General features: G+C 65.4%; 28 protein-coding genes and 1 tRNA gene. 21 read left to right on the top strand and 8 right to left on the bottom strand.

All coding sequences use genetic code 11. The features are described 5' to 3' along the window. The first annotated feature begins 130 nt into the window (after positions 1 to 130). Together DOS48_RS22210 and DOS48_RS22215 are read left to right on the top strand one after the other, a co-directional pair. Positions 131 to 814, top strand: a complete 684-nt coding sequence (locus DOS48_RS22210; protein ID WP_168654255.1) for a site-specific DNA-methyltransferase — start codon at positions 131 to 133, stop codon at positions 812 to 814. A gap of 291 nt (positions 815 to 1,105) precedes the next feature. Then, positions 1,106 to 2,362: a DNA methyltransferase gene (locus tag DOS48_RS22215; RefSeq protein ID WP_158283842.1), complete on the top strand. Its 1,257-nt coding sequence runs from the start codon at positions 1,106 to 1,108 to the stop codon at positions 2,360 to 2,362. Between the two features lie 191 nt (positions 2,363 to 2,553). On the opposite strand, the gene DOS48_RS22220 is transcribed toward DOS48_RS22215, so the two are convergent. Beyond that, positions 2,554 to 3,180, bottom strand: coding sequence for a hypothetical protein (locus tag DOS48_RS22220; protein WP_127117813.1), 627 nt, complete (start codon positions 3,178 to 3,180; stop codon positions 2,554 to 2,556). Positions 3,181 to 3,330: 150 nt separating this feature from the next. On the opposite strand from DOS48_RS22220, the gene DOS48_RS29390 reads away from it, so the two are divergent. The 6 genes from DOS48_RS29390 (at position 3,331) to DOS48_RS22250 (ending at position 9,116) form a co-directional block, all read left to right on the top strand. Then, positions 3,331 to 3,645, top strand: a complete 315-nt coding sequence (locus DOS48_RS29390; RefSeq protein ID WP_244629322.1) for a hypothetical protein — start codon at positions 3,331 to 3,333, stop codon at positions 3,643 to 3,645. Between the two features lie 319 nt (positions 3,646 to 3,964). After that, the gene (locus tag DOS48_RS22230) at positions 3,965 to 4,237 is read left to right on the top strand and encodes a hypothetical protein (RefSeq protein ID WP_127117814.1); all 273 of its coding nucleotides are present in this window, start codon (positions 3,965 to 3,967) and stop codon (positions 4,235 to 4,237) included. 503 nt (positions 4,238 to 4,740) lie between these two features. Continuing rightward, a complete protein-coding gene (locus tag DOS48_RS22235; RefSeq protein WP_127117815.1) occupies positions 4,741 to 4,971 on the top strand; it encodes a hypothetical protein in 231 nt (76 codons plus the stop codon). Between the two features lie 578 nt (positions 4,972 to 5,549). Beyond that, positions 5,550 to 6,305, top strand: coding sequence for a coenzyme F420-0:L-glutamate ligase (locus DOS48_RS22240; protein ID WP_127117816.1), 756 nt, complete (start codon positions 5,550 to 5,552; stop codon positions 6,303 to 6,305). 2 nt (positions 6,306 to 6,307) lie between these two features. Then, a complete protein-coding gene (locus DOS48_RS22245) occupies positions 6,308 to 7,291 on the top strand; it encodes a 5,10-methylenetetrahydromethanopterin reductase (protein WP_127117817.1) in 984 nt (327 codons plus the stop codon). A 157-nt stretch (positions 7,292 to 7,448) separates the two neighbouring features. Continuing rightward, complete coding sequence (locus tag DOS48_RS22250) at positions 7,449 to 9,116, top strand: methyl-accepting chemotaxis protein (protein ID WP_127118876.1); 1,668 nt, start codon at positions 7,449 to 7,451, stop codon at positions 9,114 to 9,116. 49 nt (positions 9,117 to 9,165) lie between these two features. Here DOS48_RS22250 and DOS48_RS22255 read toward each other — a convergent pair whose 3' ends face one another. Then, entirely contained in the window at positions 9,166 to 9,405 is a 240-nt protein-coding gene (locus DOS48_RS22255) for a hypothetical protein (protein ID WP_127117818.1), read from the bottom strand. A 185-nt stretch (positions 9,406 to 9,590) separates the two neighbouring features. On the opposite strand from DOS48_RS22255, the gene DOS48_RS22260 reads away from it, so the two are divergent. From DOS48_RS22260 to DOS48_RS22270, 3 genes are all read left to right on the top strand, one after another. Further along, on the top strand, positions 9,591 to 11,462 hold the full coding sequence (locus DOS48_RS22260) for a site-2 protease family protein (protein WP_127117819.1): 1,872 nt from the start codon (positions 9,591 to 9,593) through the stop codon (positions 11,460 to 11,462). Positions 11,463 to 11,534: 72 nt separating this feature from the next. Continuing rightward, a complete protein-coding gene (locus DOS48_RS22265) occupies positions 11,535 to 12,833 on the top strand; it encodes a TIGR00300 family protein (RefSeq protein WP_127117820.1) in 1,299 nt (432 codons plus the stop codon). Then, positions 12,830 to 13,348 carry a GNAT family N-acetyltransferase gene (locus tag DOS48_RS22270; RefSeq protein ID WP_127117821.1) on the top strand — a complete coding sequence of 173 codons (519 nt, stop codon included), beginning with the start codon at positions 12,830 to 12,832 and terminating at the stop codon, positions 13,346 to 13,348. Before DOS48_RS22265 ends, DOS48_RS22270 begins: the two co-directional genes overlap by 4 nt. Positions 13,349 to 13,369: 21 nt before the next feature. Here the strand turns inward: DOS48_RS22270 and DOS48_RS22275 are convergent, their stop codons facing one another. Beyond that, entirely contained in the window at positions 13,370 to 14,827 is a 1,458-nt protein-coding gene (locus tag DOS48_RS22275) for a DUF6498-containing protein (RefSeq protein WP_127118877.1), read from the bottom strand. Between the two features lie 210 nt (positions 14,828 to 15,037). Here DOS48_RS22275 and DOS48_RS22280 point away from each other — a divergent pair, with 210 nt between their 5' ends. Further along, positions 15,038 to 15,463, top strand: coding sequence for a universal stress protein (locus DOS48_RS22280; protein ID WP_127117822.1), 426 nt, complete (start codon positions 15,038 to 15,040; stop codon positions 15,461 to 15,463). 138 nt (positions 15,464 to 15,601) lie between these two features. After that, positions 15,602 to 16,474, top strand: a complete 873-nt coding sequence (locus tag DOS48_RS22285) for a sulfurtransferase (protein ID WP_127117823.1) — start codon at positions 15,602 to 15,604, stop codon at positions 16,472 to 16,474. Positions 16,475 to 16,489: 15 nt separating this feature from the next. Here DOS48_RS22285 and DOS48_RS22290 read toward each other — a convergent pair whose 3' ends face one another. Next, on the bottom strand, positions 16,490 to 17,428 hold the full coding sequence (locus DOS48_RS22290) for an NAD-dependent epimerase/dehydratase family protein (RefSeq protein WP_127117824.1): 939 nt from the start codon (positions 17,426 to 17,428) through the stop codon (positions 16,490 to 16,492). 107 nt (positions 17,429 to 17,535) lie between these two features. Between DOS48_RS22290 and DOS48_RS22295 the strand changes: the two genes are divergently transcribed. Continuing rightward, on the top strand, positions 17,536 to 17,775 hold the full coding sequence (locus DOS48_RS22295) for a DUF2892 domain-containing protein (RefSeq protein WP_127117825.1): 240 nt from the start codon (positions 17,536 to 17,538) through the stop codon (positions 17,773 to 17,775). Positions 17,776 to 17,970: 195 nt separating this feature from the next. Further along, a complete protein-coding gene (locus DOS48_RS22300; protein WP_127117826.1) occupies positions 17,971 to 19,200 on the top strand; it encodes an FAD-dependent oxidoreductase in 1,230 nt (409 codons plus the stop codon). Positions 19,201 to 19,283: 83 nt separating this feature from the next. Here the strand turns inward: DOS48_RS22300 and DOS48_RS22305 are convergent, their stop codons facing one another. Both DOS48_RS22305 and DOS48_RS22310 read right to left on the bottom strand, forming a co-directional pair. Beyond that, positions 19,284 to 19,868 (bottom strand): NAD(P)/FAD-dependent oxidoreductase, encoded by a 585-nt coding sequence (locus DOS48_RS22305; RefSeq protein WP_049911471.1) that lies wholly within the window; start codon positions 19,866 to 19,868, stop codon positions 19,284 to 19,286. Between the two features lie 80 nt (positions 19,869 to 19,948). Further along, positions 19,949 to 20,872: a hypothetical protein gene (locus DOS48_RS22310; RefSeq protein ID WP_127117827.1), complete on the bottom strand. Its 924-nt coding sequence runs from the start codon at positions 20,870 to 20,872 to the stop codon at positions 19,949 to 19,951. Between the two features lie 165 nt (positions 20,873 to 21,037). Between DOS48_RS22310 and DOS48_RS22315 the strand changes: the two genes are divergently transcribed. After that, a tRNA-Tyr gene (locus DOS48_RS22315) sits at positions 21,038 to 21,111 on the top strand. Positions 21,112 to 21,630: 519 nt separating this feature from the next. Here DOS48_RS22315 and DOS48_RS22320 read toward each other — a convergent pair. Together DOS48_RS22320 and DOS48_RS22325 are read right to left on the bottom strand one after the other, a co-directional pair. Beyond that, positions 21,631 to 22,101 carry a hypothetical protein gene (locus DOS48_RS22320; RefSeq protein ID WP_127117828.1) on the bottom strand — a complete coding sequence of 157 codons (471 nt, stop codon included), beginning with the start codon at positions 22,099 to 22,101 and terminating at the stop codon, positions 21,631 to 21,633. A gap of 247 nt (positions 22,102 to 22,348) precedes the next feature. Continuing rightward, positions 22,349 to 22,942 carry a flavin reductase family protein gene (locus tag DOS48_RS22325; RefSeq protein WP_127117829.1) on the bottom strand — a complete coding sequence of 198 codons (594 nt, stop codon included), beginning with the start codon at positions 22,940 to 22,942 and terminating at the stop codon, positions 22,349 to 22,351. A 233-nt stretch (positions 22,943 to 23,175) separates the two neighbouring features. On the opposite strand from DOS48_RS22325, the gene DOS48_RS22330 reads away from it, so the two are divergent. The 5 genes from DOS48_RS22330 to DOS48_RS22350 all read left to right on the top strand — a co-directional run bounded on the left by DOS48_RS22330 (position 23,176) and on the right by DOS48_RS22350 (position 26,323). Next, positions 23,176 to 23,697, top strand: coding sequence for a hypothetical protein (locus DOS48_RS22330; protein WP_127117830.1), 522 nt, complete (start codon positions 23,176 to 23,178; stop codon positions 23,695 to 23,697). A 77-nt stretch (positions 23,698 to 23,774) separates the two neighbouring features. Next, a complete protein-coding gene (locus DOS48_RS22335) occupies positions 23,775 to 24,308 on the top strand; it encodes a hypothetical protein (protein WP_127117831.1) in 534 nt (177 codons plus the stop codon). Then, positions 24,298 to 24,690 carry a hypothetical protein gene (locus tag DOS48_RS22340; RefSeq protein WP_127117832.1) on the top strand — a complete coding sequence of 131 codons (393 nt, stop codon included), beginning with the start codon at positions 24,298 to 24,300 and terminating at the stop codon, positions 24,688 to 24,690. The genes DOS48_RS22335 and DOS48_RS22340 overlap by 11 nt, the downstream gene beginning before the upstream one ends. After that, entirely contained in the window at positions 24,687 to 25,985 is a 1,299-nt protein-coding gene (locus DOS48_RS22345; RefSeq protein ID WP_127117833.1) for a DUF4332 domain-containing protein, read from the top strand. Before DOS48_RS22340 ends, DOS48_RS22345 begins: the two co-directional genes overlap by 4 nt. Then, positions 25,982 to 26,323, top strand: coding sequence for a hypothetical protein (locus DOS48_RS22350; protein ID WP_127117834.1), 342 nt, complete (start codon positions 25,982 to 25,984; stop codon positions 26,321 to 26,323). The genes DOS48_RS22345 and DOS48_RS22350 overlap by 4 nt, the downstream gene beginning before the upstream one ends. Positions 26,324 to 26,364 lie beyond the last annotated feature (41 nt).

Consider the following 26,364-nt stretch of genomic DNA (forward strand, 5'->3'; position numbering starts at 1 on the left):
CGAACGACGCTGGGGCGGTCCGGGCACCGGCAACAGCTTGTCTTCAGAAGCCACTTGTACCAATTCGTCGTTGGACAGAACGATGAGTGAGTCACCTATCACGGCGGACATTACTTATAATCTCTGTGATATGACTGAGTGGGACGACGTGAATGCGGATATCGCGATCACGGATCCGCCCTTCGGGCTTGAGTTTGATGGGAAGGCCAGTAACTACAACCGAGATACGTCACGCGTCGTCGACGGGTACGTTGAGTGGGAATCGGACGCATACGGTGAAAAAATACGTTCTCTCCTGGACGTTCTGGCGCGGAATACGCATTCGGAAGGGCAAGGAATCGTGTTTTCGGGAAAGGATAACAGCCATCTCGTTCATCAGGCAGTCCTTGACCATCCAGAGTGGAGATTAGAAGGGAAACTCTACTGGGCGTACAATTTTGCTCCGTATTGTAAACTTCGCCCAGCACACAACGTCTATGAGTTATATTGGATAGTCAAGGGAGATGATTGGTATTACTCAAACGAGTGTTCGTATGACCACTGCCAAGACGGTGAAGCCAATCTCTCGACACTCCAAATCAAGCGGAATTATCTCAAAGGAATGCCGAAGTACCCCACTCGATTACCACCCAAGCTCGTGAAGGTTCTACTCGAACACTTCACGAGAGAGGGTGACACGGTGTTTGATCCCTTAGCGGGCTCGGGCGCCGTTGGGGTCGTCTCTGCACAGCAGAACCGAGAGGCAGTGGTGGGCGATTTAAATGCAGAAGCAAAACGGGTGTTTACTGAAACACTCGAATCGCTGGCTGAGTGAAGTACCGCGGGGTCAAGCCGCGAGGCACTCGGTCTGCTCTATCTACGTAGACGAACGCGACACGAGCAGGGTGGCTCCGAGTCCACCCCGGTTTGGATGAAGAAGGAGTCCCGGCCGGTTGGCACGGCCCGCAGTCCACCTGTATCGCCTCTCCTGCGGAGTCCAAGCGCAACAAGAGGTGGTGAGACGTGAACCTCATATCCCAACTGCGGTCGGGAGTCCTCCGCGTTCAGGCAGGGGAGGATGTCACTCATCGTCGGATTCATTAGGGCTCTACTGGAGGTAGAAGCAATGGGCGACCTCGATGATATTCGACCCGCATGGCGCTCGCTGAAGCGCAAGTGGGAACACAGTTTCCATCCAATGTGTTCGTATATGGGGATGTTTCCCCCATCGCTTCCACACTACTTTATTCACAAATTAACTACTGAGGGCGATGTGGTTCTCGACCCGTTCGCTGGGCGGGGGACGACACCACTACAGGCCTGTGTAGACGGGCGCATCGGGATTGGGAATGACCTGAACCCGATGGCCTACGTCCTTAACAGAGCAAAAGTGACACCGCCCCCAGCGGCTACGGTGAGAGAGCGCATCGAGGAGCTACGATTACAGTACACTCCCCCGACGATTGATCACGTCCCGCAGCGAATTCAGATGCTGTACCACGAGAACACGTTGAGCCAGCTGGTTTATCTGAAACAGAATTTTGGGTTGGACGACGCTGATTTTCCCGAGACGATTTTGAGTCTGTCGCCAGCAGATACGTTCATAACTGGGTTAATTTTAGGCATTATGCACGGCCAGAGCGGGCAGTATCTCTCCGTTTCGATGCCAAACACATTTTCCATGTCTGAGGGGTACGTAGCGGAGTACATCGAAAAAGAGGGCCTTGAGCCACCGGACCGCGACGTGTTTCAGAAACTGCTCGATCGGCTCCGCACGATATACAGCGATGGCCCGCCAGCACGCCGGGGACATGCGTTCTTCGGAGATGCGAGAGACCTGCCGTCTGCGTTGGCCGACGCTGAGGAGACACCTGATCGAGCGGACCTTGTCTTTACGTCGCCTCCGTATCTGAAGGTGCTGAAATACGGGTTATATAACTGGATCCGGCTGTGGTTCCTCAATCAAGAGCCTGATACGGTAGACCAGCGCCTGGATGACGAACTCGATCTTGAGGCGTATCTCGAGTTCATGACGGACACATTTGAGGTCATGGATGAGGTGGTCGACCCCGACACGGGGGTTGCGGCCTTTGTTATTGGAGACGTCGATCAGAACGGGGAAACGATCAACTTGGCTCGTGAAGTGGCTGAGGAGGTTGTCGCCCCGATGGCGAATTTTGAGGTTGGACGGATCGTCGAGGACCGCGTACCAGACAACGAGAAGGTGTCGCGGATCTGGGGAGACACGAAAGGTGAAGCCACCGAGATCGACCGAATACTGATTGCCCATCGTGGTGAGATTACGGTGCGAGACAACCCGGCTGGACTGAAAACGAAGTCGCTGCCCGGCCAGCAGGAAACGCTCGGGTCGTTCAGTAGTTAGGGCCGGCACGTCCTATTCTCTGTTGTCGGATTGCGTATCTTGAACCTGAAGTCTGCGAGTCTGTGTTGGGAAATTGTACTCCTCCAGCAACGGGGGGTAGCTTCTCCGCCCGAAGTTGCTGTTTTTGATGGTTCCGAGGGCTATCCGTGGATAATTAAACAGTACGACGACCCCGCACAGGGAATGTCTACCTAATCGAGCCTCTGCTGTCCAGCGCCGGAGGCAGATATCGATTCAATAAGCTCCATTTGCATCTCCATTTTCCGTTTTTTGTAGTCAACGTCGACCGTCCGTACCTCCCCGAGATCACTCGGGTGGAACACGATCACGATGTCTTCAAAGTAGAAATCGCCCATCACTACGTCGGCATCAAACTTGAGTTTTGACGGTCGGCTATCATCGAAGATTGTCCGTTTTGAGATGACGCCCATTGCATTCTGCTGGCCCACCACGAAGAAATCGGCTAACTCTTCGGGGTCGATGTGGTTTCTCTCACCGAGATTATTGATCAGCCGAAGATTTGGGTCTCGTGGATCTTGACGGACGTTAGTAAACAAAGCGTCCTGCTCGTACTTGAATTCAATATCCAACCCCCGTTCTGTGTCAACAAAGTCCCGCCCCTTGTCGTCTACCCATTCAAGCCGCCCGTCAGTGTACACCTCTAGACACCGCTCGATAACATCGGACTTATCGAAACGGTCCTTGCGGCCATTTAACTGATCACCAACAGACTGCACTAACGTCGCGTAACGCTGCCTGTCAAGCGATTCAGCTAATTCACGGGCATACTCTTCTGCGCTTGGAACGTCTGAAGTCATCACGAAATTGTAACGCGGGGGTTATATTGACAGTTATGTATTGAGTAATCAACATATTCGTCTCAAACGCTCTGAGGAAATTGACAGAGAGCGGTATATGATAGAAGAGCGGAACTACCCGATCATCGTATTGGATCCGGTTCTGTTGATATGCTCTTTTCCGACGTGTTATTGTATGAAACAGCTGGTCGCTGGAGAGTGCGAGTTGCACGGCGAAGAGAATATACACGAGAGAACGGAATTCACTCAACAGATGGACAGGATATGAATGAAACTGTATTTGTTCGTGTAGTCGGCGGTGTTGGGACGATAGCGATTCTCCTCGTCGCGGTTACAGTAGGCGCTTTGTTAGGGGGTGATTCTGATGAACTGTTTGCTTGGTCAATGATTAGTACAGTCGCCCTCTCAACAGGCGCGGTTATACTCATCTACCGTTTCAAAGACGAAATCGATGCAATATCGTGAGCAATCGAGAGAGTGTATCGACCACAGCCGGAGGAGAATGTGTCACTTGTTGAGCGTTTCAACAGAGCCGAATCACTCCAAGAGTAGCTCTCTACCCGATGTCGTTCGTCGGACAACGACTGTAGAACACAATCTGTCCCGCATCCAAACAAGGCCCACAGGTACCGTTCCCGCTAACGAGCAGTGACCGCTCGTGCTATACTGAGTGATCGAGGGCGAGGAACTATCAATTTCTGAGTAGTTCAACAAAGCCGAGCGACTGACTATTGTCTCTCAATGTTGCCGAAGTTTTATACTCAAAGTTGTGGGATATACTGGCATGAGCCAAAATAAAGTGTACCAGGGTTTAAAAGAGATCGGTGGGGAGGGGACGACGGCTGAACTGAGAAGCCATCTCTCAGAGAAGTTCCCCGATTCAACGTTGGCTGACTACGCAGTGAATCGATTGCGTCAATTGGAAGACAAGGGAGTGGTGGAGGTCGATGACACGTCGAGACCGTACCGTGTTGAAATTATCGACGACAACTGGGACGGAATCAAAGAGGCACTTGCCGAACGGGACTTTCCACCAAAGTCGGACGACGAAGAATGAGCCAGCGGATCCTTTTGTAGTGTTCACCTAACCTGATTCATGTGCAGGCAAACGCTCTCAGCCACTCGTCAGCGGTTTCCGTTCGGCGTTGCTGGATCAGTTCGGGAAACTGGTAGTTCGACATCTTCTCTCAGGAAAGGCGCGTTCGACGCCGTGCTGACCGTCACGGCGTTCGTATCTACCATTGAGGCTGTGGCTGCGACGAGCATTTGAGACCGCACCGCCTCGCCGTTCAATCCGTATCTGAACGCCCCCGACCCGACGGCCGGAAAGTGTATCACTATCGTCCCCGATTCGACACTATCCAGAGTGGCCGGTCGACCCATCGGTCCGTTTCTCGTCCAAGCGACCGCTCCGGTCTATCTCGTCGGGGACGGGCCGCGGACCGAGCCGAATCTCTCACAGCGGCTTCGGCAAAACGGGCTGACGAACCCCGTCGAGCGCGTGTCGCCCGAGTTCCTGTCGACCGTGGCGGCATCCGCACCGGGCGGCGTCGCCTGTCTGTGCTCGCCGCCCGCCGACAGACCGCGAACGATCGGACCGAGCGCGACGGGGTGCGAGACGGCAAGATCGACGCGAGAGAGGTGATCGAACGGGTCGCGGCGACCGGGGTCGACTGCCCGGTCCTCCCGGTCGGGGAGGGCCTCGACATCGACGCGCACGACGAGGAGTTGACGGTACAGGTGTCGGGGCGGGAGGGTGTAAGCGAGGACGAGCAGTCGGTCGAAGAGTGACCCCGCGACCGTCGGCTTCGGCGTAACACCCCCGACAGAGCTCGGGAGCGACACCATCTCAGCGCTCCGACCGCGGGTTCCGAATAGCGCCGCACTGGGCCGGTGCCGGCGGGGTTTCCGATCGTCGCCGCACAGATTCCGCGAGAGCGACAGCTGCGGAGTCATTTATAAACGGGAGGGACGAAGCCGGCGAAAGAATAGCTGCCGCGGTCGCTCCCGCCCGTTCACGGCGTTCGCGTGCTGGTCACGAACGGGTCGGTGGCGTCGCGCTTCGGCGGGACGCGCGTCTGTACGTCGATCGGTTCCGAGTCGTCGTCGGTCGCTGGTTCGGTCATCGCAACGAATCATCTCCGCTCACAGTATAAAGTCATTTGGCTAAAACAAGGTAATTTCACTTAGTACCTAATACACGTAAACTGATCTGTGCTTTCAATCTCTGAAACGCACAATATTGAGTTTAAATATTGCTATATTGCACATTCGAACCCACTCGACGGCTCGGTCGGCGCGACGCCGAAGAACCGTCAAACCGGCCCGGTACCGGCGGGGTTTTTCCTCGTCGCCGCCGACCGTGTGGTATGGAACTGTTCGCCGTCCCGGACCTGCCAGAGATCCGGGCGGGAGACGATCTGGCGGCCATGATCGACGAGCGCGTCGACCTCCGAGAGGACGACGTGGTCGTCGTCGCCAGCACGGTCGTCTCGAAGGCCGAGGGCCGCGTCTTCGACCTCGACGACTTCCCGGCGAGTCCGCGGGCGAACGAGATCGCCGACCGCCTCGCCGACATCGCCGGCGAAGAGAAGGACCCCCGGTTCGCGCAGGCCGTCTTAGAGGAGTCGACGGAGCTCATCATGGAGGCGCCGTTCCTCCTCACGGCGACCCGCTTCGGTCACATCGGCGTCAACGCGGGGATCGACCGGTCGAACGTCCCCGACGGCGACCTGTTGTTACTCCCGAAGCGCCCCTCGGCGAGCGCGGAGGCGATCCGAGAGGGAATCGCCGCCGACCGCGTCGTCGTCAGCGACACCTGCGGGCGCCCCTTCAGACACGGCCAGCGGGGGGTCGCGATCGGCTGGGCCGGGCTCCCCGCGAGCCGCGACTGGCGCGGCGAGCGAGACCGTGACGGCCGCGAGATGGGCGTCACCGTCCAGAACGTGATCGACGAACTCGCCGCGGCGGCGAACCTCGTGGCCGGCGAGGGCGACGGCGGCACCCCGGTCGTCGTCGCCCGCGACTGGGCGTTCGGCGACCACGAGGGGTCGGACAACCACTTCCGCGCGGTCGACGGCGACTTCGTGCGGCAGGCCCTCCGGCAGTGGACGTTTCAGGAGTAACCATGCTCGGTATCGAACTCACCCCCGAACACGACTTGCACCGCCTCGTCGACCTCGGCGTCCGCGCCGAAAGCGCCGGCTACGACGCCGTCTACTCGACGTGTCACTACAACAACCGCGACCCGTGGGCGTTCCTCTCACAGCTCGCGACCGCGACCGACTCGGTCCGGCTCGGCCCCGGCGTCGCCAACCCCTACGAGACCCACCCGGTGACGCTCGCCTCGAAGGTCGCCACCGTCGACGAGCTCTCCGAGGGGCGGGCCGTGTTCGGGCTCGGTCCCGGCGACCCCTCGACGCTCCGGAACCTCGGACTCGAAGACGAGCGCGGGCTCCGCTCCGTCTTGGAGTCGTTCAAGACGGCTCAGCGGCTGTGGGCCGGCGAGCGCGTCGACCACGACGGCACCTTCGACGCCAGCGAGGCGGGGCTCAACTACGAGCCGCCACAGGGCGCGGACATCCCCGTCCACGTCGGCGGCGAGGGACCCCACATGTGCCGGATGGCCGCGAAACACGCTGACGGCCTGCTGTACAACGGCTCGCATCCGAAGGACCTCGCGTGGGCCCGCGAGCAGGTTGACGACGGGCTCGACGACCGCCCCGACGCCCGCGGCGACTTCGATCTGATCGCCTACGCCGCGGTCTCGATAGACGAGGACGCCGCGGCCGCGCGCGAAGCCGCCCGCCCCCCGGTCGCGTTCATCGTCGGCGGGGCGGCCCCGCCGGTGCTGGACCGGCACGGGATCGACCCGGACGCGGCCGGCGAAATCGGCGATCGCATCTCGGCCGGAGAGTTCTCCGCGGCGTTCGAGCGCGTGACGCCGGCGATGATCGACGCGTTCTGTATGGCCGGCGACCCGGCGACCGTCCGCGAGCGCGCCGCCGCCGTCGCCGACCACGCCGACGGACTCGTGGTCGGCTCCCCGCTCGGCCCGGACCTAGAAGCCGCCGTCGACCTCGCGGCCGAGGCGGTCGACGGGCTCTTTTAAATCGGCGTCGCGTTCCCGGCGTTCGGGAACCGAGAATCGCGCGTGATAACTCTGGCCGGAACTTCTTAACCCGGTCCCGCGAGTTTCCGATATGTCGACGACACAGCAGTCGCGGTCGGGCCTCCGGCAGCGGTACGAGTCCCTCCTGTGGGGGACGATGGACCGCCTCGGAGTCACCGAGTCGATAGAGCGGAAGGTCGTTACGGCCGTCGGGATCCAGTTTCTCGTCACCGTCGGTATCTTCCTGACGCAGTTTCTCGTGTCCGGAACGCTGGCGTACGTCCTCTCCGCCGCCCTCTTCGTCGGCGCCGTCGTCGCGATATACAACACCCTGCTCATCGTCCGGAGCGACTTCGTGGCCCCGCTCCGGCGACTCGAAGCGGGCGCCGACGCGATCGCGGCGGGCGATATCACCGCGATCGACTCGGCCGAGGACGCCGAGTCGGGGCTCGTCGGCAGCGACCAGCCGGACGAGATCGGGAGCCTCGTGAACGCCTTCACCGAGGTCGAGGGGTACCTCAACACGGTCGCGGCGCAGTCCGAGGCGCTCGCCGCCCAGGAGTTCGACGACCCCGTCCTCGACGAGACGGTGCCGGGCGCGTTCGGCGACTCGCTCGACGAGATGGCCGACAACCTGGAGGCGCACACGACGGAACTCGAATCCCTCGTCGACGCCTTCGGCGCGGCGGCGGAGCGCGCCCAAGAGGGCGACCTGACCGCCCGGATCGACGAGAGCGAGGTCGCGACCGACGAGCAGCGGTACGCCGAACTGGTGGCCAACTACAACCGGCTCGTGACCTCGCTCGGGGGGACCGTCGGGGAGGTCGCGGCGTTCACCGGCGACGTGGCCGACGCGAGCGACGACGTGCGCGCGAGCATGGACGAGGTCGACGCCGCGAGCGAGGAGGTCGCGCGCTCGGTCCAGGAGATAAGCGACGGCGCCGCGGAACAGACCGACGAGCTGGCGGCGGTATCGAGCGAGATGAGCACGCTCTCCGCGACCGTCGAGGAGATCGCGGCCTCGGCCGACAAGGCGGCGTCGACCGCGGAGACCGCCGCGGAGCGAGGCCGGGCGGGCCGCGAGGAGGCGGTCGAGGCGATAGCGGAGTTGGAGGCGCTCGAAGCCCGGATCGCGGAGACCGCGACCGCCGTGGAGGACCTGGTCGACCGGATCGGCGAGATCGACGAGATCGCTTCCGTGATCGATGGAATCGCCGAAGAGACGAACCTGCTCGCCCTGAACGCGTCCATCGAGGCGGCCCGCGCCGACGGCTCCGGAGACGGGTTCGCGGTCGTCGCCGACGAGGTGAAGGCGCTCGCCGAGGAGACCCGCGAGGAGGCCGCCGCCATCTCCGGCCGCATCGACGAGGTGCAACGAGCGTCCGCGGAGACCGCCGCCGACGTCGACGAGATGGAGTCGCAGGCGTCCGACGGCGTCGAGACGATCGAGTCCACGCTCCGGGAGTTCGAGGAGGTCGTCGAGGACGTGACGACCGTCAACGAGACGGTCCAGGAGATCAGCCACGCGACCGACGACCAGGCGCGGACGACACAGGAGGTCGTCGACATGGTCGACGGCATCTCCTCGGTCAGCCAGCAGACGGCGACGGAGGCGGAGACCGTCGCGGCCGCGGCCGAGGAGCAGACGGCGACCGTCTCCGAGGTCACTCGGCGGGTCCACGCGCTGTCGGACCAGTCCGACGCGCTGCTCGCGACGCTCGACGAGTTCGACGTGCCCGACGACGCGGCGGCAACCGCGATCGGAGCGGACGCACCGGAGACGGGCGCCCCGGTCGAAGCGAGCGCGGCCGCTGACGACGACTAGCCGAACGGGTTCTTTTAAAAAAGGTAAACGAGCGCGTCGCGTCGCCGCGTTACTCGGCTGGTCCGCGACCGCCGAGCGAGGGGAGCGTTACGCCGATTTCACCGAGGAGGGCGCCGAGCGCCGCGTAGCCGAGGACGGCCACGGACGAGATGAGGAGCACCTGTCCGACGAGGACGAGCAGCGCGGACACCGGGTCGCCGGCGCCGAGGATCAGGTCGTTCAGGAAGATGTCGAGGAACCGGCCGACATCGCCAACGAGTCGGGAGACGAAGCCGATGAGCGCCATCATGGCCCGCAGTTGGGCCGGGGGGTACTTGGGTGTTGAGTTCGCGGCGGGCTCTCGGCGGGACGCGTCGCCCGGCGCGTCGGTTCGTTTCGTCTCCTCGGTCCCGCGCGCGCCGGCGGAGACGACTCGGCGCGCTCCGGTCTTGACAACCGAACGGCTTACACCCGACGGACACGGACCTATTCGTCATGAACGCCCTGACGGACCTGTTCGCTGGGAACACGCTACTGCTGGTCCTCACAGGGGTCCTCGCCTACTCCGCGGCCGCGATGTGGCTTCGGGATCGCGGGGTCCTCCCCGAGGCGGTCCGCGTCTCCGGACCGGTGTTGACCCTTCGCACGCTCCGCGGCCGAGCGTTTCTCAACCGCATCGCCGCGCCCCGTCGCTTCTGGCGGGCCGTCGCGAACCTCGGACTCGGCGGCGCGCTCGTCGCGATGGTGGCGTCGTTCGTCCTGATCCTCTCGTCGGCGCTCTCCGCGATCCGCACCGTCCAGCCGTCGGCGATCCAACAGCCGCAGAACTTCCTCATCATCCCCGGCGTGAACGACTTCCTCCCGCTCTCTGTCGCGCCGGAGATCATCGCCGGCCTCGGCATCGCGATGGTCATCCACGAGGGGGCACACGGCCTGTTGTGCCGCGTCGAGGGGATAGACATCGAGTCGATGGGGCTGGTCTTCTTCGCGCTGCTCCCGGTCGGCGCCTTCGTCGAGCCGGACGAGGAGGCGACGCAGGAGGCCTCTCGCGGCGCTCGCGCCCGGATGTTCGCCGCCGGCGTCACCGCGAACACGCTCCTCACCGTCGTCGTCTTCGCCCTCCTCTTCGGGCCGGTCGTCGGCGCCATCGCCCCGGCGCCCGGCTTCGCGGTCGGCGAAGTGACCCCCGAGTCGCCCGCCGCCGCGGCGAACATCACGCACGGCGACCGGCTGGTCGCGGTCGGCGACACGCCGGTCGACACCCCCGACGAGTTCGAGACCGCGCTCGCGGCGGCCGGCGAGACCGTGCAGATCACGGCCGAGGACGGCGACGGAACGCGGACCGTGACGGTGACCCGCGAGTTACACGTGATCGGCTCCGCCGGCGGGAACCCCCTCGGCGTGACGATCGAGTCGGACCCCGTCGGGATCACCGCCGTCAACGGCGCGCCCGTCTCGACCGAGCGCGAGTTCCTCGACGCCGTCGGCGACGCGGAGCGCGCGACGGTGACCGTCGACGCCGACGGCGCGGCCAACGCCACGGTCGCGTCCGAGACGGCCGAGATCCCGATCGGCGCGTACGCCCTCGGCGTGCAGGAGGGTGGACCGCTCAACGCCGAGGGCGCGCCCCTCGGTGAGCCCCTCACCATCGTGTCGATCGACGGCGACCGCGTCCGGACCAACGACGAGCTCTCGACCGTGCTGGCGGACCGCGAGCCGGGCACGACCGTCGAGGTCGTCGGGTACGACACCGCCGACGAGCGCGTCACCTACGACGTGGAGCTCGACCCCCACCCGAACCGCGAGGGCGGGTTCATCGGCGTGACGGTGTTCCCCGGCAGCAGCGGGCTCGCGCTCGACGACTTCGGCGCCTCGCAGTACCCCGCGGGGACGTACCTCGAACTCCTCGGCGGCGACGGCGGCGAGGGCGGAACCGGCGGGGTCGCGCTCAGTAACCTCACCGGCTCGCCGCTCGGGCTCGTGTTCGCCTCGCTCATCCTCCCGCTCGGCAGCCTGTTCGGGCTCCCGTTCAACTTCGCGGGGTTCACCGGGGTGTTGACGAACTTCTACGTGGTCGAGGGGCCCCTCGCCGTCCTCGGCGGCGGGACGTTCCTGCTCGCGAACCTCCTCTTTTGGACCGGGTGGATCAACATCCAACTCGCGCTGTTCAACTGCCTCCCGGCGTTCCCGCTCGACGGCGGGCGCATCCTCCGGATGGTCGCGGAGGCGGTCATCAGCCGCGTGCCGGTCTCCGACCGCCACGCCGCGGTCCGGACGATCACGGTGTCGTCCGGTCTCGTCATGCTCGCCGGCCTAATCATGATGATCTTCGGCAACCAGATCCTCTCCGCGCTCGGGCTGATCTGAGCCGGCGGCGAGGTACCCGGTGACGTTCGCCGTAGGGGAAACGGGTTTCTCCGCGCGCCGAAACCGTACCCCATGAGCTACTCACGCACCGTCGAGATCGAGGGGCACGTCATCGACAGCGGGACGATGCAGCGCTGTTTCGGCGCGGTGATGGATCTCGGCGGCTCCTTCGACGTCGACCAGTTCGACGTGGGGACCAACGAGGAGGCCGAGTCGTACTGCCGCATGGCCGTGTCGGCCGACGACGAGGAGACCCTCCAAGCGATCCTTCACGAACTCCACCAGAACGGCGCGGTGTTAGAGGACCCGAGCGACGTCGAACTCATCGCGGCGCCCGCGGACAAGGTCGTCCCGCCGGACTTCTACTCCACCACGAACCACCCGACCGAAGTGCTGTACGACGGCGAGTGGATCGACGTCGAGCGGATCGAGATGGACTGCGCGCTGATCGTCGACCCCGAGGGCGGGCCGGACGGCGAGCCGCGGGCCTACACGAAGGTCCTCAACGCGGTCGAGGAGGGGGATTTAGTCGCGACCGACGAGTCGGGCGTGCGCGTGAACCCGCCCGAGCGCCCGCGCACCGGCGGGGCGTTCGGCTTCATGCAGGGCGGCGTCTCCTCCGAACGCCCCTCCGAGTCGACGATCCGGGAGGTCGCTGGCGAGCTTCGCCGGGTGAGCGATGAGGGCGGCAACGTCATGGTCGTCGCCGGTCCGGCCGTGATCCACTCGGGCGCGGGCGAGGCGCTGGCGAAGTTGGTCGAGGCCGGTTACGTCGACTCGCTTTCGGCCGGCAACGGGTTCGCCACGCACGATCTGGAGCGCTCGCTGTACGGCACGTCGCTCGGGATGGACGTGGAGACGCTCGAACACCCGCGGAAGGGGCACAAACACCACATCTGGACCATCTCGGAGATCATCCGGGCCGGCGGCATCGAGGCGGCCGTCGACGACGGCATCATCACGGAGGGCGTGATGTACGAGTGCGTGCGAAACGACGTCGACACCGTGTTGGCGGGGTCGATCCGAGACGACGGACCCCTGCCCGACACGATCACCGACGCGGTCGAGGCGCAGAACGCCATCCGGGACCAGGCCCACGACGCCGACATCGTGTTGATGCTCGCGACGCTGCTCCACTCGGTCGCGGCCGGGAACTGCCTCCCGTCGACGACCAAGACCGTCTGCGTCGACATCAACCCCGCCACGGTCACCCAGCTGCTCGACCGCGGGTCGGCACAGGCGATCGGCATGGTCACCGACATCGGGACGTTCGTCCCCACGCTCACGGAGTTCGTGCTGGAGGGCGGAGCCGAAGCCGAAGCCGAAGACGCCGCGACACCCGACGACCACTCGCCCGGCGGCGACCGATGACCGTCGACCTCCGCCCGTACGACGCCGCGGCCGACGCCGACGCGCTGTACGAGCGCAAAGTCGCCTTCGAGCGCGGGCTCGGCGACTCGACGGGCGGCGACGGGAAGGCCGCCACCTACGAGGGAAAACTCACCGACGCCTACCGCGAGTCGTGGCTCGCGTGGGTCGACCGCTGCGTCGACGACGACCCCCGATGCGTGACCGTCGCGGTCGACGAGGACGAGGAGACACAGGACCGCGCGGTCGTCGGCTACGTGTTCGTCCTCCCCGAGCGCCTCGCGTTCGTGTGGGACGCCGCCGTCATCAACGAGCTCTACGTCGTCCCCGAACACCGGGGGACCGGCGTCGCCGACGACCTGATGGACGCCGCCGTCGCGCTCGCCGGCGATCAGACGCTCCCGCTCGACCGCGTGGTCCTCGACGTTGACGCCGCCAACGAGCGCGCGAGGGCGTTCTACGACCGCCACGGCTTCGAGTCGTGGGGCGAGATGGTGGCGCGCCCCATCGACGACTGATCCGACCCGGAAGAGTCGCGTCTACTCCGGCTCCACGTACGCCTGCCGCCACAGGAACCGCGTCGGCCAGACGAGGAAGGGGAGCAGGAAGCCGACCTGTACGGTCGTCCCCGGATCGCCCCACGGCCCGGCGATCAACGCGACCGCGCCCCCGGTGACGGCGACCCCGACCGCGACGGCGAACGCGGCGATCCGACGGTCCATCGCCGGCAGGGAGGTCGAACGGACGGGGAGGTCGAACGCCGAGACGAGACGCTCGCCGTCGGCGACCGGCCCGACGACGCGCTCCGTCTCGTCGTCGCCGACCCCGGCGGTCAACTCGACGGTCCGCGCGTCGAAGGCGCGGTCCGGAAACCGGGTGTGAACCACGCTCGCTCCGCGGAGCCGGTCGACCGAGGCGGCCCACTGCGGCTCGTCGAGCCACGCGTCGTACGCGATCAGCCGGTCCCCGTACCGGCGGTACTCGATCGGCGCGTGGGCGAGCGCGAACCCGGCGACGTTCACGGCGAGCGCGGCGAGGTACAGCGAGGCGACGACGACCGCGGACCAGACGACGACGGTTCCGGAGGCGTCGCCGACGAACAGGCCGAACGCCGCGATCCACACGATGAAGAAGCCGGTCGCGTAGGCCGGGGCGACCCCGGTGAGCGTTCGCAGCACGGCGGTCGCGACCGCGGCCCGTCGGTGGACCGGTATCTCGGCGTCCGGCTCGGCGTCGGGGACCTCGATCGGATCCGGGTCGGCGGCCGCCTCGGAGGGGCCCGAGAGCCAGCCGGTGAGCCGCCCGCCGGCGGAGCCGTCGTCGCCGTGCGTCGCGCGGAACGCCGACCACTCGACGACGAGTTTGACGGCGACGACCCCGGCGAGGACGGCGACCCCGCCCGCGGCGGCGTGGAGCGACGGGAGCGCGAACAGGGCGAACACGAGGAAGAACCCCCGTCTCGCCGGCGTCTCGACGACCGCGTACGGCGAGGTCTCCGCGTACCGCTCCCGGCCGAAGTAGTCCCCCGCGGTGTCGACCGCCTGCCCGGCCACGAGCGCGAGCGCCGACGCCAGCACCTCCGGGCTGGCGAGCAGGGCCGGCACGTCGAACACCTGCGAGAACGCGACACCGACGAACAGCCCGAGCCACGCGGTCGCGCCGCAGACGGCCGCCGCGAAGGGGACGTTTCTGGGGTAGACGGGCGGGAGCCACGCGACCGGGCGGACCGCGCCGCGTTTGCTCGCCAGCGGCGACTCGCCGACGCTGATGACGCCCGAATCGCGGTCCTCCGGGGGCGCTCGGGCCGCGAACAGCGCCGTCGCCCCCGCCAGCGGGACCGACACCACCGCCTCGACCGCGTACACCGCGGCGAGCGTCGCGGGGTCCCAGCCGAGGCGGACCACCCCGCCGAGCGGGACCAAGTTGGCGAACAGGACGGGGAGGAAGCCGGCGGCTCCGAGCGATTCCAGCCGGTCGCGGCGAGCGATGGAGGGCATCGGTCGTTGGTTCCTCACGGGCGCTCACGATAATAACTCCACTGCACGCGGGGAGCCGCTCGCCCGTTCGACCCGACGGCGTCGGCGGCGACGCGGTTGGACCGGGGTCCGAACCGGTAGCCGGAGCCCGGTGACGACGCCTCGGTCCGCGCCTTCAGGACGCGAGAACGTCGGACAGAAGTTATGTGCGTTCCCGCGCCATCTCCACGTATGAGCTACCTTGTTGCAACCGACGGATCGACGCAAAGCGACGACGCGGTCCGGTACGCCGCCCGACAGGCGGTCGCATTCTACGAGACGCTGGAGATCGCTCACGTGCTGACGCCGGACTCGGAACTGGTCGACGGGACGATCATCCTCCCCGGCGAGACGGCGGCGGTCGAGGCCGGAGAAGGGGTCTTAGAGAACGCCCGCCTCGTCGCCGAGGAGGCGGTCGGCGACGAACCGATCGACATCGAGACGCAGCTGCTCACCGGGCGCCCGGCCGACGCGCTCACGAACTACGCCGCCGAGGAGGCCATCGACGCCATCTACGTCGGCCACCGCGGGCTCTCGGAGGAGCGCGAGCAGGTCGTCGGGAGCGTCGCGAAAAGCGTCGTCGACAAAGCCGACGTGCCTGTGACGGTGATTCGGTAGGGGACGAACGGTTTATCGGCTGTACAGGTCCTAAGAAACGCGATTTTGACTTTTGAGCCGCCGTCGAAGGCGTCAGAGGCGCCGGAAAGAACCGCCATCGTCGCACCTTCAAAGGGGGCTTGGCCCCTACGACCGGTGATGGCTTCAGACGTACTCGTCACGGCGGATTGGGTCGAATCGAACCTCGACGCGTTTCAGGACGACGACTCGGACTTCCGACTCGTCGAGATAAACAACCCGACAGTCACCGACGAATCGGACTACACCCCTTACGACGCGGGGCACATCCCCGGCGCGCTGAACTTCGAGTGGGACGCCGTGTTCACCGACGAGACGGAACGCGACATCGTCTCGAAGGAGAACTTCGCGAAGCGAAACGGCGAGGGCGGTGTCGACGCCGACACGACGGTCGTGGTGTACGGCGGCGGTCGCGTCCCGAACTGGTTCGCGCTGTTCGGCTACTGGATCTACAAGTACTACGGCCACGACGACGTGCGCGTCATCGACGGGGGGAAGGGGTACTGGGTCGACAACGACTACCCGCTCTCGACCGACGCCCCCGAGTTCACGCCGCGCGAGTACGAGGCCCGCGGCCCCTTCGAGAGCGTTCGCGCGTACAAAGACGACATCGACAAGGCCATCGAAGAGGGGATCCCGATGGTCGACGTGCGCTCGCCCGAGGAGTTCTCCGGCGAGGTCATCGCCCCCGAAGGGCTCAACGAGACGGCCCAGCGCGGCGGTCACATCCCCGGCGCGAGTAACGTGCCGATCGGCACCACGCTGAACGAGGATGGCACGTTTAAAAGTGCGGAGGAACTGCGCGAGCTCTACGCCGACGCCGGCGTCGACGGCGACGAGTCCACGATCACCTACTGCCGCGTCGGCGAGCGCTCGTCGATCGAGTGGTTCCTCCTCCACGAACTGCTCGGCTACGACGACGTGCGGAACTACGACGGCTCGTGGACCGAGTGGGGGAACCTCATCGGCGCACCGATCGAGACGGGCGAGTAAGCGCCGACTCCCCCGCTACTCGTCGACCAACTCGGCGGCGAGTTCGCGCGTCGCGCGGCGAACCGCCTCGTGGCTGGAGCGGTCAGGCTCCCAGCCGAGCGCCGACAGTTTCTCGATGGAGAGCCGCATCTTCGGTACGTCGCCGGTCCAGCCGCGGTCGCCGCCCGTGTACGTGTAGGTCGGGTCGACGTCGAGTTCCTCGCTCACGATGTCGGCGATGGCGGTGACCGAGGTCGTCGTGCGCGTGCCGAGGTTGTACGTGTTGAACTCGTCGTCCGCGTTCTCGACGACGTGTTGCATGGCCTCGACGCACTCGGTGACGTGGAGGTAGGACTTCTCCTGGCGGCCGTCGCCGAGGATTTCGAGCTCCGACGGGTCGGCGAGGAGCTTCTCGATGAAGTCCGGAATGACGTTGCCGCGCTGGTGGGGGCCGACGATGTTGGCGAACCGGAACACCCAGGCGGTAAATCCGTAGGAGTGCGCGTACGTCGAGAGCAGCGCCTCGTCAGCCAACTTCGACGAGCCGTAGATGGAGATGGGTTCGAGCGGCGCGTAATCCTCCGGCGTCGGTCGCGGGGCCTCGCCGTAGACGGTCGACGAGGAGGTAAACGCCACCTTCGAGACATCGACTTCTTGCATGCGTTCGAGGAGATTGTACGTCATCTCGGTGTTCTCCTCGAACAGCGTTCGGTCGTCGTCGTAGTTCGTGTCCGTGTACGCGGCGAGGTGGAACACGACATCGACGTCCGGGGTCAGCGCTCGCGCCACGTCGTCCGGCTCGGTGAGGTCCGCCCGCACGAACGTCGCGTCGGACGGAACCCGGTCGCGGTCTCCCTTCGAGAGGTCGTCGGCGACGGTGACGGTCGCGCCGCGGGCGAGCAGGTCGCGCGCGAGGTGGCTCCCGATGAGCCCCGCACCGCCCGTGATCAGTGCATGTGACTGCGAGAGATCCATACACGCCAGTTCGTACACGGAGCAAAGTACCTTCGGAGAAAGAGAGAGCCGGGGCGACCGGGCCGGCCGTGCAAACGTATTTATCGTCGTGTACCGTATTGTGACACATGCAACAGAACGTCGGTTCAACGGACAAGCGCGTTCGAACGGCACTCGGCGCGGTGCTCGGAACTCTTTCGCTCCTGACGCTGGCCGGCGGCGCGGGGCTTCCTCTCCCCCCGATTGCGGCGCCGGTGCTCGGTATCGGCGCACTACTGATGCTCGGCACGGCGGCCACCGGGACCTGCGGGCTGTACTCGCTGCTCGGCGTCGACACCTGCCCGGCACCCGTCGACGACTCGCGGTAGACCGGAGGGCGCCGACACGACACCGCCGTCCCCGCGAGAGGGGGCGTGACGGCCGATTTTTGCGGGTTGTCACCGCCGCCGACAGCAGCCTGAAGTGTGTGTAGCCCCACCATACGGTATGGGGATTTCGCACCAACTCACCAGCCGCGACTGTGATCGCAGCGACCGCGTTGCGCGGGGGCGAGGTGACCGCCCGTGACCGACGATCCGACGGTCCTCGTGATCGGTGGCGGCGCGACGGGAGCCGGAATCGCCCGTGACCTCGCGCTCCGCGGCGTGGACGTGACCCTCGTCGACCGGGGCGGGCTCGCCGGTGGCACCTCGGGTCGCTCTCACGGGCTGCTCCACAGCGGCGCGCGCTACGCCGAGGCCGACGCGCCGGGCGCAGCGGAGTGTCTGACCGAGAGTCGAACGCTCAAGGCCATCGCCGGCGAGTGCGTTCGCGAGACCGGCGGCCTCTTCGTCCGGCTCGCGGACGACGACGCCGACTACTTCGAGGAGAAGCGATGCGCCTGCGAGGCGATCGGGATCGAGACCGAGCGGCTCGACGGGGACGCGGCTCGGGAGGTCGTCCCCGGCCTCTCCGAGGACGTCGTCGAGGCGTTTCGCGTCCCCGACGGGGTGATCTACCCGTCCCGGTTGGTCGCGGCCAACGCGGCCGACGCCGAGCGACACGGCGCGACCGTCCACCCGCACGCCCCGGTCGAGGACATCGAGGTCGACGAGGCCGGCGTCTCGGCGGTCCGGGTTGGCGGGTCGGTCGACGCCACGCTGAAGCCGGAGCACGTCGTCAACGCCACGGGCGCGTGGGCCGACCAGATCGCCGACATGGCCGGGGTCGAGGTCGGGATGGCGCCGAGCCGCGGCGTCATGATCTCCGTCGAATACGACGGGCTCGGGCCGGTGTTGAACCGCTGTCGGGACCCCGACGACGGCGACATCGTCGTGCCGCACGACGGCGAAGTCGTCTTGGGGACGACAAGCGTCCCCGTCTCGGACCCGGACGAGTACGAGCAGGCGGCGTGGGAGGTCGACCGGTCGATCGAGGAGTGCGCGGCGATGCTCCCGGCGGTCGCCGACGCGCCGGAACTCCGGACCTGGTGGGGAGTTCGTCCCCTCTACGCGCCCGAGGAGGCGGGCGCAAATCGTCGGGGGATCTCTCGCGGCTTCACGCTGCTCGACCACGGCGGCGAAGGCGTCCCGAACCTCTACAGCGTGGTCGGCGGAAAGCTCACCACCTATCGCGAGATGGCCGAGGTGACGGCCGACCGCGTCTGCGAACGGTTGGGCGTCGACGAGCCGTGCGAGACCGCCGACCGGCGGCTGCCGGGTGCTGACGACCCGGCCGAACTCGACGCGTTCGTCGAACGGTACGGCGGGGCGAATCCGACGGACAGCGACGTCGTGGGCGTCGCTGACGACTGAGCGGTCCAGCCGCCTTCCAGCGCTGAAGCGCGAGGGTTACTTTGTAGGTCCAGAAAAACGACCCCCGTGACCGTGAGCGGGCGTTACTCGTCGTCGATCAGGCCGCCGAACACCGAGGTCGCGGTGTCGGGCACGTCGAAGTCGTGGTAGTGCTCGCCCTTCTCGTTCGAGAGGATATTGAGGGCCGCGGCAGCGCCGTCGCCGGCCGAGATGACCGCCTGCCACTCCTCCGCGCGGACCATCGCGCCGGTCGCGTAGGCGCCCTCGACACTCGTCTCCATCGAAACGCCGACGTCGACGAGGTCGCCGTCGAACTCGCAGCCGAGCGACTCGGCGAGATCTCGGCTCGCGCCCGTCGCCAGCACGACGTAGTCGGCCTCGTACTCGTCGGCCTCGGTCGTCACGAGGAAGCCGTCGCCGTGCTCTTCGACTCCGGTGACCTCCTCGCCCTGATTCCTGGTGACCCCGAAGTCGTCGACCTGCTGGCGGGCGGTTGCGAGGAACTCGCTGCCGCCGACCGAGCCGATTCCGGGATAGTTGAACAGGTGAGCCTTGTGCATCCACGTGCCGTCGGTGTCGAACAGGACGGTGTCGAGCCCGTTCTTGCCCGTGAACAGTCCCGCGCTGAGTCCGGCCGGTCCGCCGCCGACGATTGCTACGTCTGCCATACACAACGAAACGGGCTCGCAGTGATAAGGACTGGCGAAAGCGGTCATCGAGACGGCGATGCCCGACGAGCGGCCGGCGGCTACTCCGAGAAGTCCGTGAGTGAACCGGTGCGATCGGAATCGGTCTGGTCGTCGGCGTCGGCGTCGTCGTCGGCGTCGTCGTCGGCGTCGTCGGCGTCGTCGTCGGCGTCGGCGGCGTCGTCGTCGGCGTCGTCAGGGGAGCCACGTTCGGTACCGGTCGAGGGCTCGCCCCACGGATTATCGGGATCGACCGGTTCGACCGCACGGTCGAGGTCGGCGGGCGAGTAGTCGGTCTCGTCGTCGAGGCGCATCGCGAGGCGCTGCCAGCGAGCGCTCTGCTCGTCTTCGCCCTCCGGCCCGACCCGCCCGCCGTGGGTTTTGAAGAAGTGCGTGCCGCGGTCGCGGCGCGCGCCCTCGCCGGTGTGCCCGTCGAAGACCGCATCGTAGGGGCCCTCCGGTTCGAGGTCGCCGACGGGGAAGTCGTGGGCTGGCTCCTCGCCGCGCTCGCGGGCCTCGGCGCGCACCTCGGCGACGGCGGAGAAGTAGGCGTCGGCGTTCGACGCCTCGCGGGTCGAGCGAGCGCGGGCCGCCGCCAGCGCGGCGTGGATCGCACAGAGCCGCCCCTTCCACTCGGCAGGGTCCCAGCGCTCGGTGGCGAGTTCCTCGTAGCGCTCGATCGTCAGCGCGACCTCGCTGCCGGCCCGGAGGTCCTCGACGACGTAGAGGTTCAGACGGTCCCAGAGGTTCCACGCGTAGCCGGAGCGGGCCAGTTCCCAGGCGGCCCACGCCGCGATCTCCTCGTCGGAGCGGCGGACCGCCTTCTGGAGGAGACTGGAGACGACGTACCGGCTGTACCCGCCGTCCGTCTCGTTCGGCTCCTTTGACTCTCCGAAGTCGTTCTCGCCGGTCGCGTCCGGCGTCGTGTCGGTCTCTAAGCTGCCGTCGGACCCGAACGTCGCCTGTCTGTCGTCGCCGTCGGCCATGCCCCTCGCTCCCGCCGCGAGCGACTTAACAACCACGTGTGGGGTCTCGCTGCCCGCGGAGCCCGCGTCCCGGCCGGGTCGTGGGATCTGGACCCCCGAGAACCCGACGCACACTCGCGTTGAAAGGGAACCCTTAAGTCCGATCCGGCGGCTAGAATTCGGTAACCGCCCTTAGCTCAGCCTGGTAGAGCAGTCGACTGTAGATCGACTTGTCCCCCGTTCAATTCGGGGAGGGCGGACTGTTTTTTTAGTTGATTGGTAGTCGACTGTAGATCGAGTTGTCCCCCGTCCTCGTGAGCGAAGCGAACGAGGGCTCGGAAGGCGCGCGCAGCGAAGCGAGCACGTCTTCCGGCGTTCAATTCGGGGAGGGCGGACTGTTTTTTTAGTTGATTGGTAGTCGACTGTAGATCGAGTTGTCCCCCGTCCTCGTGAGCGAAGCGAACGAGGGCTCGGAAGGCGCGCGCAGCGAAGCGAGCACGTCTTCCGGCGTTCAATTCGGGGAGGGCGGACTTCTGTTGTGAACACCGTGAGCAGTCAGGAGTCCCACTAGTGGCTTGACTTCTCTCCTGTTCCCGTGACTGGAGTAGATGGGAGACAACGAGCCCACCGCGCACGGATATCACCGTCAACTCTGCTTGGTCCCCACGACGCATGTTTTATAACCAACTGCCTCTGTTGAAATCCTCGACGGCTGATGCAAACGGCCTGCTGAGTAGAGGACGCACATCTCGTACACTTATGCCCAGGTCTTCGGAGCGTCATTCATCAGGGTCGTCAGGGGCAGTATAGATTGGTTCAATTGAATTTTCAACCATTAATCCTCCAACGATATAAATCGCTGCGAGACCGAGAATAACAAAGATAGCGCCAATATATCCCAGTTCAAGTCCGACAATAATTGAAACCGTGCCAGCAGACGCAGCAACCAGAAGAGAGACTATCTGAACTACATTGATGCTTACATATCTAAATTGCTGATCTCGAAATTGACTGAGAGCATTCTCTCCTTGCGAAGTGATGTGAACCATGTCATCGCTATCTCTATCTGTCTTCTCAATTTCTACATACCCGATGCTCTCCAATTTGTCTGGTCCAAGTTGTTCATTATCAGCAAAATCTTTCATGTTATTTTTACATTGACTACCATGATAGTAGATTGTTCTAATTGGCTCATACCAACTAGGTTTCTCAATATTACCACGCACCCCGATGGAGCGAAGAAATTCCATAATTATGGTAATATTTTCATACATATCAAAGTATCTAATTGATTGTCAAATTAGCGATTTCTGTTACTCTATTTTATACACTGGCTTGGTTAATAATCTAGCAGACGATTTACTCAATGAGCGCTTCTCTAGCAGCCATCGTCTGCTGACTACACCCTCTGTATTCAGCACGGCCCCAAGAACATATCACTAAATGAGGATTTCAACAGAGCCAAACAACTGAACCCGGAGCGGCGCGGATTTCCGACTACTGCCAGTCGCGCTCGACCTGGAACGGCTCCAGTTCGGCGTAGTACGACCCGGTCAGCCGGCCGACCGCGTCGACCTTTCGGATATCTATCTTCCCGTCGGTCAGGAGCGCGTCGTCGACGTGGATCCGTTCGATCCGCCCGAAGACGACGGTGTGATCACCGATGGAGATGGTGTCGTGAAGCGTACACTCCATGGTCGCCTTGGCGGCGGCGACGAGGGGTACGTCGACGGTGTCGGCCTCGCGTCGCTCTAACCCGACGAGGTCGAACTCGTCGGTGTCGCCGTCGACGCCTTGGCTGGTCCGGTCCATCTGGTCGACTAAATCCGTGGTGACCAAGTTGAGACCGAACGCCTCCGTTTCGAGGACGTTCTGCGTCGAGTCCTTCTGAATCCCTTCGGCTCGGTCCTCGGCCGAGAACATCAGGACCGGCGGCTCCGCTTCGATGATACCCATGTAGAAACTGTATGGCGCGAGGTTGTCGACGCCGGCGGCGCTCCGCGTCGAGACCCACCCGATGGGGCGGGGAACGATGATGCTCGTCAACAGCCGGTACATGTCGTCGACGGCCTCGTCCGGGTCGATGTCCATTGGTACGTATCCACAAATGGGTTATATAAGCGTTCTCGCGGCCGCCCGACACGACCCGCCGTCCGCCGCGATCCGAGGGATATCGGCGAGACGGACCCCGAAACGGCGGCTTCGAAACCGGCCATCTGGCCTGCGTCAGTCGATTAGCGTCCGCGAGGTCGATTAAAAACCGGCAAGAACGTCTCCAATTTATTACATACGTGTTTAATATCTACTATGATAAATGATTAAGAATGTCCGTAGGACAAGAACTACTTGACGTACCGTTCCCTGAGATGGTGGCCAGCATGGGCCAGGGGATCGCGGACGCACAGAACCAGTTAGACATGAACTCGGTCGAAGTGGCGAAGACGCTCGCGGAGACAGAGATCGAGGTCGTTCCCGCGATCACACGAACGATCGACTCAAGCGGCGAGGTTACGTACTCCTCGGCGGACGCGATCGACGTCTCGTTGCTGCAAGCGGGTCTGTTCCCGACGTTCTATCAGTTCTCGGAAGCCATCATCGAGGTTGAGATGGACATCAAAACGACCACCGAGCGAGAGACGAACATCGATGTCAGCGCCAAGGCGCACGCCGGGTTCGGCCTGTGGGGCGGCAGCATCCAGACCGACGTGAGCCACAACCGCAAGTTCGGGAAGGAGGTCCACGGGACGAGCAAGTTGAAGACGACGATGGTTCCGGTTCCGGCCCCGCCGTACCTCTTCCCTGAAGTCGAAACCGTCGACAACCGCACCACTGCGACCGAAGAGTGAGCGATCCGGCCGCACCGACCGGCGACGAGGGCCGCGACCGCGCTCTCGACGCCCGTACCACCCCACCGACACAGCCAATGCCACTACGAGCACATCACCGCACGCCGCCAAGTACCGCCCTCCGACGACCGACGCAGACGGTCGCGGACGTTCCGTTCGACGACCTCGTGTTTCTGTTGGCGGCGGGCGTCGCCGACGCGCAGACCGCACTCGACGCACACACCGCTGAGACGGTCCGGTCTCTCGCAGCGACCGACGTCGAGGTCGTCCCGTCCGTGACGAAGACGATAGACGCCGACGGCACCGTCAGTACGGACGCCGCGCCCGCAGAGCGCCGTTCGCTGCTCGAACTCGGCTTCTCGCCGGCTCACTATCGGTTCAGCGACGCGACGGTCGAAGTCGAGGTCGACGTGAGCGTGACCGAGGGGCCGGGCGACGAGACCGCGGAGTTCAGCGCGGACACGAAGTCGGTGATCGACCGCCGTCGGTTCGACCGGCGCGCCGACGCGAACGCGCGAGTGGTCGCGCGGCTCGAACCCACGCCGCTCCCCGTTCGGGCGGACGCGTCGCAAGCGGCGGGCGACGCCAGCGGAGGCGACCGTGCCGACTGACGAGTGGCTCGCGCGACCGCTGTCGGAGTTCGTCCGCTCGGTCGCGTTCGCGGTCGCCGAGGGACAGGAAGAGCTGGACCGTCGCTCGATGGCCACACAGCGAGCGCTCGAACGCGACGCCGAGAACGGCGACCTCCCGTATGACCTTGACGCGTCCTGGCTCCGTTTCGCCGACGTCGAGGCCGACTTGGAGCTGACGCTGTCCATCGAGGGCGAGGAGATCCGGGATCCGGAGACGAACGCGGTACGGGGGTACAAACCCGTCGTGAGCGCGCTTCCGCTCAATCGCCGGGCCGTCGACGAGTACGACATCGACGCCGAAATCGCGAGCGAGGTGCGGCTCAAGATCGCACCCGTACCGCCGGCGACCCGTCGCCCATGAGCGACCGATTCGTCGCCGGAGGCGACTTCTCTCGGATCGCGGAGACGTTCCAACTGACGGAGCTGCCGCAGGTCGACGTCGAGAAGTTCGACACGGTAGAGCGCGCCGCGGTCGAGCGCGTGATCACCGAACAGCAGGAGTCGCTCGCCCGGCTCCAGAGCAACGTGCTCGACGTTCGCGCCGAGCGCGACGCGCTCGATCACCGCCTCTCGACGCTGATCGACGACCGCGACCGGCTGCAGGACCGCGTGCGAGAGCTGGAGGCCGAACGGCCCGCGCTGGAGCCGAAGGCGGTCTTCGCGAACCTCGGCGCGGCGCTGGAGGCGGCCGACGACGACCTCTCGACCGAGCGCTACCGCGTCGACGACGTCGACTTCACGCTGAAGGCGAACCTGACCCAGACCGAGGACGGGGTTCGGATGCACCTCCCCTCGTTGGACGAGTCGTCGGTCGCCGCGAACCTCAGCGAGGTCTCCTTCCGGATGCGGGCGCCGCGCGAGCGCGAGGAGCGCCCCGAGGCGGAGTACGTGGACGTGCCGGACGTGCGCGGGCAGTCCCGCGAGGTCGCGGCGCGCCGGCTCGCCGGTGCCGGCCTCAGCGTCGGGACGGTCGAGCAGGTGGCCGACCCGACGGCTGCGCCCGGTTCCGTCGTGGAGCAGTTCCCGGACGCGTACGCGGTCGCCGAGCCGGACGCGCCGGTCGACCTCCTCGTCGCCGAGGCGGGTGAGGCGCCGGCTGACGAAGAGACGCCGGCAGGCAAGGAGGCGCCGGCTGACGAAGAGACGACCGACGCGCCGGCTGACGACGAGACGCCGGCAGACGACGAGACGCCGGCCGAGTCGACAGACGCCCCGGCTGCCGACGGCGAAGCCGAGACCCGGACCGATCGCGGCGAAGACGAGACGGCGCGCATGGAGGCGTTCCGCCGGGCGATCGTCGCCGTCGCCCCGGAGGTCGGGCCAGCCGTCGCGGACAGGCTCCAGCGGGCCGGCGTCACGGACCTCGAATCGCTGTTGCGGTTCGACGCCGACGAACTCGCCGAGCGGCTGTCGATCCCGGCCGAACAGATCGTCGCGTTACAGCGGCGGCTCGAATCGGTCGCCGAGGAGCGATCGCTCGAATCGATCTCCGGAATCGGTCCGACGTACGCGGAGCGGCTCCGAGACGAGGGGGTCGAGACCGTCGCCGACCTCGCGACGCTCGACCCGGAGACCGTCTCGGCGATCACGCGGGCCTCGACGAGCCGGACCGAAGGCTGGATCAAGCAGGCGCGGCAGGTGACGGCGGAGCGATGAGCGACGACGGGAGGGCGGGGGCCAACGCGGATCCGAAGAGCATCGTGGAGCGGTTCGGCGCGTCGGTCGACATCACCGGGCCGGACCCCGACGCGGACGGGTTCTTCTTCGTGAAGCGTCCGGCGGCCGTCGACCACGACGCGTTCGTCACCGGCCTTCTGGGGGTGATCGGCGCCACCGACCGACTCGTCGTTCACCACCGGTCCGGGTTCGCCATCGTCCGGGTCTCACACGGGCTCGCGGGGCGGCTCCGGGCGTTCTCGTGGATCGACACCGTCGGCGCCGTGCAGTTCGATCCGACGCAGTTCGCGGCTGTGACCGGTGCTCCGGTCGAGTGACGCCCGAAACCGGGGCAAAAGCGGGCGCACCGACAGCGTAT

The sequence above is a fragment of the Halorubrum sp. PV6 genome (assembly GCF_003990725.2).
In the GTDB taxonomy this organism is placed as follows: Archaea; Halobacteriota; Halobacteria; order Halobacteriales; family Haloferacaceae; genus Halorubrum.

Coding starts and splice junctions, on each gene's coding strand:
- DOS48_RS22210 (WP_168654255.1), top strand. CDS start 131: ATGACTGAGTGGGACGACGTGAATGCGGATATCGCGATCACGGATCCG.
- DOS48_RS22215 (WP_158283842.1), top strand. CDS start 1,106: ATGGGCGACCTCGATGATATTCGACCCGCATGGCGCTCGCTGAAGCGC.
- DOS48_RS22220 (WP_127117813.1), bottom strand. CDS start 3,180: ATGACTTCAGACGTTCCAAGCGCAGAAGAGTATGCCCGTGAATTAGCT.
- DOS48_RS29390 (WP_244629322.1), top strand. CDS start 3,331: ATGCTCTTTTCCGACGTGTTATTGTATGAAACAGCTGGTCGCTGGAGA.
- DOS48_RS22230 (WP_127117814.1), top strand. CDS start 3,965: ATGAGCCAAAATAAAGTGTACCAGGGTTTAAAAGAGATCGGTGGGGAG.
- DOS48_RS22240 (WP_127117816.1), top strand. CDS start 5,550: ATGGAACTGTTCGCCGTCCCGGACCTGCCAGAGATCCGGGCGGGAGAC.
- DOS48_RS22245 (WP_127117817.1), top strand. CDS start 6,308: ATGCTCGGTATCGAACTCACCCCCGAACACGACTTGCACCGCCTCGTC.
- DOS48_RS22250 (WP_127118876.1), top strand. CDS start 7,449: ATGGACCGCCTCGGAGTCACCGAGTCGATAGAGCGGAAGGTCGTTACG.
- DOS48_RS22255 (WP_127117818.1), bottom strand. CDS start 9,405: ATGATGGCGCTCATCGGCTTCGTCTCCCGACTCGTTGGCGATGTCGGC.
- DOS48_RS22260 (WP_127117819.1), top strand. CDS start 9,591: ATGAACGCCCTGACGGACCTGTTCGCTGGGAACACGCTACTGCTGGTC.
- DOS48_RS22265 (WP_127117820.1), top strand. CDS start 11,535: ATGAGCTACTCACGCACCGTCGAGATCGAGGGGCACGTCATCGACAGC.
- DOS48_RS22270 (WP_127117821.1), top strand. CDS start 12,830: ATGACCGTCGACCTCCGCCCGTACGACGCCGCGGCCGACGCCGACGCG.
- DOS48_RS22275 (WP_127118877.1), bottom strand. CDS start 14,827: ATGCCCTCCATCGCTCGCCGCGACCGGCTGGAATCGCTCGGAGCCGCC.
- DOS48_RS22280 (WP_127117822.1), top strand. CDS start 15,038: ATGAGCTACCTTGTTGCAACCGACGGATCGACGCAAAGCGACGACGCG.
- DOS48_RS22285 (WP_127117823.1), top strand. CDS start 15,602: ATGGCTTCAGACGTACTCGTCACGGCGGATTGGGTCGAATCGAACCTC.
- DOS48_RS22290 (WP_127117824.1), bottom strand. CDS start 17,428: ATGGATCTCTCGCAGTCACATGCACTGATCACGGGCGGTGCGGGGCTC.
- DOS48_RS22295 (WP_127117825.1), top strand. CDS start 17,536: ATGCAACAGAACGTCGGTTCAACGGACAAGCGCGTTCGAACGGCACTC.
- DOS48_RS22305 (WP_049911471.1), bottom strand. CDS start 19,868: ATGGCAGACGTAGCAATCGTCGGCGGCGGACCGGCCGGACTCAGCGCG.
- DOS48_RS22310 (WP_127117827.1), bottom strand. CDS start 20,872: ATGGCCGACGGCGACGACAGACAGGCGACGTTCGGGTCCGACGGCAGC.
- DOS48_RS22320 (WP_127117828.1), bottom strand. CDS start 22,101: ATGGAATTTCTTCGCTCCATCGGGGTGCGTGGTAATATTGAGAAACCT.
- DOS48_RS22325 (WP_127117829.1), bottom strand. CDS start 22,942: ATGGACATCGACCCGGACGAGGCCGTCGACGACATGTACCGGCTGTTG.
- DOS48_RS22330 (WP_127117830.1), top strand. CDS start 23,176: ATGTCCGTAGGACAAGAACTACTTGACGTACCGTTCCCTGAGATGGTG.
- DOS48_RS22335 (WP_127117831.1), top strand. CDS start 23,775: ATGCCACTACGAGCACATCACCGCACGCCGCCAAGTACCGCCCTCCGA.
- DOS48_RS22345 (WP_127117833.1), top strand. CDS start 24,687: ATGAGCGACCGATTCGTCGCCGGAGGCGACTTCTCTCGGATCGCGGAG.
- DOS48_RS22350 (WP_127117834.1), top strand. CDS start 25,982: ATGAGCGACGACGGGAGGGCGGGGGCCAACGCGGATCCGAAGAGCATC.